This is a genomic window from Rhodosalinus sp., from assembly GCF_041685465.1.
Taxonomy (GTDB): domain Bacteria; phylum Pseudomonadota; class Alphaproteobacteria; order Rhodobacterales; family Rhodobacteraceae; genus Rhodosalinus.
Genome location: NZ_JAWLFS010000174.1, coordinates 1 through 6,577, shown reverse-complemented (window position 1 = coordinate 6,577; position 6,577 = coordinate 1). Strand labels below are relative to the sequence as shown.

The following is a 6,577-nucleotide window of genomic DNA, read 5'->3' as shown; positions in this document are numbered from 1 at the left end:
CGGACCTTACGTGATGCTCTTCTACGGGGCGATCATCCTCTCGTTCATGTCGGGCGTGCTCTGGGGCTTCGCCACGAAGGCCGAGGGGCAGGTCGCCGCCACCGGCTACGCGCTCTCGGTGATCCCGGCGCTCTGGGCCTTCTTCATGACGGGCGGCGGGCCGGTCTGGGCCGGATCCAGCCTGATCGCCGGCTTCGTCGGGCTTCTGGGGCTCGACTGGCTCTTCTGGCGCTACGGGCTCGCGCCGGCGTGGTGGATGACGCTGCGCGTGCTGCTGACGGCGATCGTGGTGATCTGCCTCGCCGTGGGCGTCCTCGCGTGAGCGCCGACCGCGAGACGCTGGCGGTCTACGACGCGGAGGCGGCGCGCTACGCGAGAGCGACGCGCGGCCTGCGCGACGACCCGGACCTCGCCGCCTTCGTCGCCGCGATGCCCGCGGGCGCGCGGGTGCTGGACCTCGGCTGCGGGCCGGGGCTTGCGGCGGAGGTCATGGCGCGCGCAGGCCTCGAGGTGGAAGCCACCGACGCCTCGGCCGAGATGGTGCGCCTCGCCGCCGCGCGGCCCGGCGTCACGGCGCGACAGGCGGAGTTCGACGCCGTCACCGGCGAGGGCGTCTATCATGGCGTCTGGGCGAACTTCAGCCTGCTGCACGCGCCGCGCGCGGCGATGCCCGGCCACCTCGCCGCCATAGCGCGGGCGCTGGTGCCCGGCGGGCGGTTGCACATCGGCCTCAAGACCGGCGCGGGAGAGCGGCGCGACGCGCTCGGCCGGCTCTACACCTATTACGGGGAGGACGAGCTCGCGGAGCTGCTCGCCGCCGCGGGCTTCACGGTGATCGCCCGGCGCCGGGGCCGCGATCCGGGGCTCGACGGCGAGCTGGCCGACTGGGTCACCATGGCCGGCCTTGCCGGTCCCGCGCCGCGGGGGTAGAGCGCAGCGCATGGCGCATCTCTACGCTTACACGGACGGTGCCTGTTCCGGCAATCCGGGCCCCGGCGGCTGGGGCGTGCTTCTGCGCGCCATGGAGGGCGAGGCCGTCCTCAAGGAGCGCGAGATGAATGGCGGCGAGTCTGCGACCACCAACAACCGGATGGAACTCATGGCCGCCATCGCGGCGCTGGAGGCGCTGGAGCGGCCCTCGGCCATCACCATCGTCACCGACAGCGCCTACGTGAAGAACGGCGTGACCGGCTGGATCCACGGCTGGAAGAAGAACGGCTGGAAGACCTCCGCGAAGAAGCCGGTGAAGAATGCCGAACTCTGGCGCCGCCTTGACGCCGCGCAGACGCGCCACGACGTCACGTGGGAGTGGGTGCGCGGCCACGCCGGCCACCCGGAGAACGAGCGCGCCGACGAACTCGCCCGCGCCGGCATGGCGCCCTTCAAGGCGGGCTGACACCGGCGCCGCGCGCCCCTATATCGGCGCCAGCCACTTCGGAGTCGCCCCCATGTCCCGCGTCAAGATCGCCCCCTCCATCCTCGCCGCCGATTTCGCCGACTTCGGCGCCGAGTGCCGCGCCGCCGAGGCCGAGGGCGCCGACTGGATCCATGTCGACGTGATGGACGGGCATTTCGTGCCGAACATCACCTTCGGCCCCGCCATGTGCAAGGCGCTGCGCCCCCATGTCGCCACGGTGATGGACGTTCACCTGATGATCGCGCCCGTGGACCCTTTCATCGAGGCTTTCGCGGAGGCGGGTGCCGACATCCTGACCGCGCATGCGGAGGCCGGCCCGCACCTGCACCGCACGCTGCAGGCGATCCGCGCGGCCGGCGTGAAGGCGGGCGTCGCGCTCAACCCGGCCACGCCGGCGGCGGCGGTGGCCCCGGTGCTCGACATGGTGGACCTCGTCTGCGTGATGACGGTGAACCCGGGCTTCGGCGGGCAGAGCTTCCTCGACAGCCAGCTCCCGAAGATCGCGGAGCTGCGGCGCATGATCGGTGACCGGCCCATCCACCTCGAAGTCGACGGCGGCGTGGACGCAGGCACCGCGCCGCGCGTGACGGAGGCCGGCGCGGACGTTCTGGTCGCCGGATCGGCCGTTTTCAGGGGCGGGTCTGCCGGCGCGCCGGCGCCCTACGGCGAGAACATCCGCAGGATCCGCGCGGCGGCCGAGGGCGTGCTCGCCTGACGAAGAATTTTCGTCCGAAAATTCTTCTGACTCGGCGCACCGGCGGGACGATTTTTCGTACGAAAAATCGCCGCCTCAGGCCTCGTTGAAATGCGCGTAGATGCGCTCGGCCAGCGCGTCCGAGATGCCCTCCACCGCTTTCAGATCGGCAAGATCGGCGCGCGTCACAGCCTTGGCAGAGCCGAAATGCGCCAGCAGCGCGCGCTTGCGCGCGGCGCCGACGCCCGGCACCTCGTCGAGCGGGTTCGCCGCGACCGCCTTCGCCCGCTTGGCGCGGTGGGTGCCGATGGCGAAGCGGTGCGCCTCGTCGCGCATCCGTTGCACGAAGTAGAGCACCGGGTCGTTGTGGCGCAGCGCGAAGGGCCGGCGGCCGGGGCGGTGGAACTCCTCCTTGCCGGCGTCGCGGTCCGGGCCCTTGGCGACGCCCACCATCGGCAGGTCGCCGAGCCCCATCTCGTCGAGGATGCCCTGCACCGCGCTCACCTGCCCGGCGCCGCCGTCGATCAGCAGGAGGTCGGGCCAGGCCTCCGACGTGCGGTCCGGGTCCTCCTTCACGAGCCGCCTGAGCCGGCGCGTCAGAACCTCCTTCATCATGCCGAAGTCGTCGCCGGGCGTCAGCTCCTCGCCGCGGATGTTGAACTTGCGGTAGTGATTTTTCTCGAAGCCCTCGGGCCCGGCCACGATCATTGCGCCGACGGCGTTCGTGCCCATGATGTGCGAGTTGTCGTAGACCTCGATCCGGCGCGGCGTGCGGTCGAGGTCCAGCGCCTCGGCGAGCCCCTTCAGGAGTTTCGCCTGCGTCGCCGTCTCGGCCATCTTGCGGCCGAGGCTCTCGCGCGCGTTGCGCGCCGCGCCCTCGACGAGCTCCGCCTTCTCGCCGCGCTTCGGCACCGCGATCTCGACCTTGCGGCCGAGCTTCTCGGTGAGCGCCGCCTGCATCAGGTCCGCGTTCTCGATCGGGTGCGAGAGGAGGATCAGCCGCGGCGGTTCCTTGGTGTCGTAGAACTGACCGAGGAAGGCCTCCAGCACCTCGGCCTCGGAGACGTCCGCGCCGGTGCGCGGATAGAAGTCGCGGTTGCCCCAGTTCTGGTTGGCGCGGATGAAGAAGACCTGCACGCAGGCCTGCCCGCCCTCCATGTGGAGCGCGATCACGTCCGCCTCGGCGACGCCCTGCGGGTTGATGCCCTGCACGCCCTGCACCTGCGTCAGCGCGCGGATGCGGTCGCGCAGCGCCGCGGCGCGCTCGAACTCCATGGCCTCGGCCGCCCCGGTCATCTGCGCGGCGAGGTCTTCCTGGATCTTCGTGGATTTGCCCGAGAGGAAGCGTTCGGCGTCGCGCACGCTCGCGGCGTAGTCCTCTTCCGAGATCAGCCCGACGCAGGGCCCCGAGCAGCGCTTGATCTGGTAGAGAAGGCACGGCCGCGTGCGGCTCTCGAACATCGAGTCCGAGCAGGTGCGCAGCTGGAAGACCTTCTGCAGCTGGTTGAGCGTCCGGTTGACCGCGCCGGCGCTCGCGAAGGGGCCGAAATAGGCACCCTTCTGCGTCTTGGCGCCGCGGTGCTTGCGGATCATGGGATAGGCATGATCCTTGGTCAGCAGGATGTTCGGGAAGCTCTTGTCGTCGCGCAGAAGCACGTTGTAGCGCGGCTTGAGCTGCTTGATGAGGTTCTGCTCGAGAAGCAGCGCCTCGGTCTCGGTCCGCGTCGTCAGGAACATCATCGAGGCGGTCTCGCGGATCATGCGCGCGATCCGCGGGCTGTGCCCCGTGGGGCGGGCGTAGTTCGACACCCGCGCCTTCAGGTTGCGCGCCTTGCCGACGTAGAGCACCCGCGCCTGCGCATCGAGCATCCGGTAGACGCCGGGCGAGGTCGGCAGCGTCTTCAGGTAGCTCTGGATGCAGGCGTGGCCGGTCAGCGCGTCGCGCCCGGTTTCGGAGGTCGTGTCCGCCATGTCAGAGAGATACGATTCCCCCCGGCCGGCTGCAATCCGTGGCCGGCGTTGGCAAGCCGAAAGACATCCCCGTTTCCTGTGGACAAGTCTGTAGAGCAATTCCGGGCAGCATGGATTTTTCCTTTGGACGAGGGAGCTTCGTGGCGCTGCCTAATTTTTGGGCGCTTCTGCAACACGTTGAAATAAATACATAATTTTCCAAGCCCCGGCAAGCCAATGAAAAATTTAGCATTTCTGTTACTGGATCGTTACCTTACCCAGCGACGTGCATAACTCGCGGCGCCGGTGCGCGTCTCACTCCGTGCCGAGCACGTCCGGCGTCTGCCACGCGAGGTGCTGGCCGCCGTCCACCGCGAGCATCTGCCCGGTCACGGCGGCCGCGTCGAGGAAGTAGCCGAGCGCGGCGGTGATCCCCGCAGGATCGGCCCCGCGGCCGAGTACGGTGGCCGCGCGCTGGCGGGCGAAATGGTCCTCGGACTGGCGGGCGCCCTGCAGGGTCGGGCCAGGCCCGATCGCGTTGACGCGCACCCGCGGCGCGAGGGCTTGCGCGGCCGTGCGCGTCAGCGCCCAGAGCCCCGCCTTGGCCAGCGTGTAGCTCGCGAACTCCGGCGTGAGCTTCCAGACCCGCTGATCGATCATGTTCACGACGAGCGCCTGCGCCACCGGCTCGCCGGCGGCGTCGGTCGCGGCCTCGGGCGCCTGCGCGGCGAAGCGCTGCGTGAGCACGAAGGGGGCGCGCAGGTTGCTCTCGAAATGGCGGTCCCAGCTTGCGCGGGTGGCGGTCTCGATCCGGTCGTACTCGAAGATGGAGGCGTTGTTCACCAGAACCGTGAGCGGCCCGCCGAGGTCCTGTGCGGCCCGGTCCACGAGCGGGGTGACCGCCGCCTCGTCGAGCAGGTCCGCCTGCAGCGCGCAAGCGCGTCGGCCCATCCCCTCGATCTCGGCCGCGGTCGCTTCGGCCCCCGTGCGCGAACTGGCGTAATGGACCGCCACGTCGTGACCGCGCCGGGCCAGATAGAGCGCCATCGCGCGGCCCAGCCGCATCCCCGCGCCGGTCACCAGTGCCCGTGCCATGCCCCGCCTCCCTCAGTTGAGCAGAGCGAGCACATAGACCACATAAGCCGCGGTCAAGGCGACGCCCCAGAGCCGCGTCAGATCGCGCCGGAACACCACGAAGGGGATCAGCGCGAGCGAGGCGCCCAGCATCACCCAGAGGTCCAGCGTCAGGAACTCGCGCGTCACCGGCACCTCGCCGATCAGGGACGTGACCCCGATGATCGCCAGGAGGTTGAACATGTTCGAGCCGATCACGTTGCCGAGCGCCATGTCCGCCTGTCGGCGAAAGCCGGCCATCACCGTGGTCGCGAGCTCGGGCAGGGAGGTGCCCAGCGCGATGAGCGTGAGACCGATCACCGTCTCGGAGACGCCGTACATGCGTGCGATCTCGCTCGCGTTCTCGATGAGGATGTTCGCGCCGAGCGGAAGGCCGACGAGCCCGAGGATCAGGAAGCCCCAGATCTTCCACCACGGCATTTCCGGGTCGGCGCCCTCGAGGTCGGCGGTGGCCTCCGGCTCCGTGGTCTCCGCGTGGTCGGCATGATGGGCGCGCGCCTCGAGGAAGTTCTCGCCGAGGACGAGGGCGAGCGCGGCGAGCAGGATCAGCCCCGACCACCATGCAAAGCTCCCGGTGAAGGCGAGCGCGATGAAGAGCACCGAGGCCGCGAGCATCACGACGTAGCTCTTGCGCGTGTCGCATTCGCTGGTCGCGAGCCCGGTCAGGACCGCCGGCACCCCGAGCACGAGCAGGATGTTCGCCGTGTTCGAGCCCACCACGTTGCCGAGCGCGATGCCCGGCGCGTCGGCGAGCACCGCCTGCACCGAGATCAGAAGCTCGGGCGCCGAGGTGCCGAAGGCCACGATCGTCAGCCCGACGATCAGCGCCGGCACGCCGAGGCGCAGCGCGAGGTTCACCGCCCCCTTCACCAGCGCGTCGCCCGCGAGCAGCAGGATCACGAGGCCGAGCCCCGTCAGGAGCCAGACCGTCATCGCCTCAGCCCCTTCCCGCGCCGCAGGGGCACGGCCCCTTGCCGATCCGGTAGCGGCCGCAGCGCTTGCAGCGTGCCGCCGCGAGCCTGTCCTGCCCGGGCAGGCGCAGCTTGCCGAACATCGCCAGCACGGCCATGAAGGCGAGGAAGAGGACCGTGACCTTCAGGATCATGTCAGAGGCCGAACCGCGCGTAGGCCGCGCGCTCTTCGAGGCCTCCGATCGCCTGATCCACCACGCCCGCGCCGAGCCGCGAGAAGAACGGCCGGCGCACGCCGTAGCGGCGCAGGCGCACCTTTTCGCCGTAAAGCTCCTGCAACTTGGGCTTGAGATGCGCCACGCCGTCGATCAACCCGACCTCCTGCGCGGCCTGTCCCACCCAGATCTCGCCTGTGTAAAGGTCCGGCTCGTCGGCGAGACGGTCGCCCCGCCGTGTCTTGACGTGCTCGAT

The 6,577-nt window shown here is 70.0% G+C and carries 8 protein-coding genes and 1 pseudogene; 4 read left to right on the top strand and 5 right to left on the bottom strand.

All coding sequences use genetic code 11. The features are described from left to right. From ACESL7_RS11500 to rpe, 4 genes are all read left to right on the top strand, one after another. Positions 1 to 322 (top strand): DUF3429 domain-containing protein (locus tag ACESL7_RS11500; protein ID WP_372893463.1); only part of this gene is annotated, 322 nt, incomplete at its 5' end. After that, positions 319 to 930, top strand: coding sequence for a class I SAM-dependent DNA methyltransferase (locus ACESL7_RS11495; RefSeq protein ID WP_372893462.1), 612 nt, complete (start codon positions 319 to 321; stop codon positions 928 to 930). The genes ACESL7_RS11500 and ACESL7_RS11495, both read left to right, overlap by 4 nt. 10 nt (positions 931 to 940) lie before the next feature. After that, the gene (gene rnhA, locus ACESL7_RS11490; protein WP_372893461.1) at positions 941 to 1,396 is read left to right on the top strand and encodes a ribonuclease HI; all 456 of its coding nucleotides are present in this window, start codon (positions 941 to 943) and stop codon (positions 1,394 to 1,396) included. A 52-nt stretch (positions 1,397 to 1,448) separates the two neighbouring features. Continuing rightward, on the top strand, positions 1,449 to 2,132 hold the full coding sequence (gene rpe / locus ACESL7_RS11485; protein WP_372893460.1) for a ribulose-phosphate 3-epimerase: 684 nt from the start codon (positions 1,449 to 1,451) through the stop codon (positions 2,130 to 2,132). A gap of 75 nt (positions 2,133 to 2,207) precedes the next feature. On the opposite strand, the gene uvrC is transcribed toward rpe, so the two are convergent. The 5 genes and pseudogenes from uvrC to ACESL7_RS11460 all read right to left on the bottom strand — a co-directional run. Next, positions 2,208 to 4,082, bottom strand: coding sequence for an excinuclease ABC subunit UvrC (gene uvrC / locus ACESL7_RS11480; protein WP_372893459.1), 1,875 nt, complete (start codon positions 4,080 to 4,082; stop codon positions 2,208 to 2,210). Between the two features lie 294 nt (positions 4,083 to 4,376). Continuing rightward, complete coding sequence (locus ACESL7_RS11475; protein ID WP_372893458.1) at positions 4,377 to 5,156, bottom strand: SDR family oxidoreductase; 780 nt, start codon at positions 5,154 to 5,156, stop codon at positions 4,377 to 4,379. A 12-nt stretch (positions 5,157 to 5,168) separates the two neighbouring features. Further along, positions 5,169 to 6,128, bottom strand: coding sequence for a calcium/sodium antiporter (locus ACESL7_RS11470; protein WP_372893457.1), 960 nt, complete (start codon positions 6,126 to 6,128; stop codon positions 5,169 to 5,171). Between the two features lie 4 nt (positions 6,129 to 6,132). Beyond that, complete coding sequence (locus tag ACESL7_RS11465) at positions 6,133 to 6,300, bottom strand: hypothetical protein (RefSeq protein ID WP_372893456.1); 168 nt, start codon at positions 6,298 to 6,300, stop codon at positions 6,133 to 6,135. Between the two features lies 1 nt (position 6,301). Then, positions 6,302 to 6,577, bottom strand: a pseudogene (locus ACESL7_RS11460) (S49 family peptidase); the annotation flags it as partial.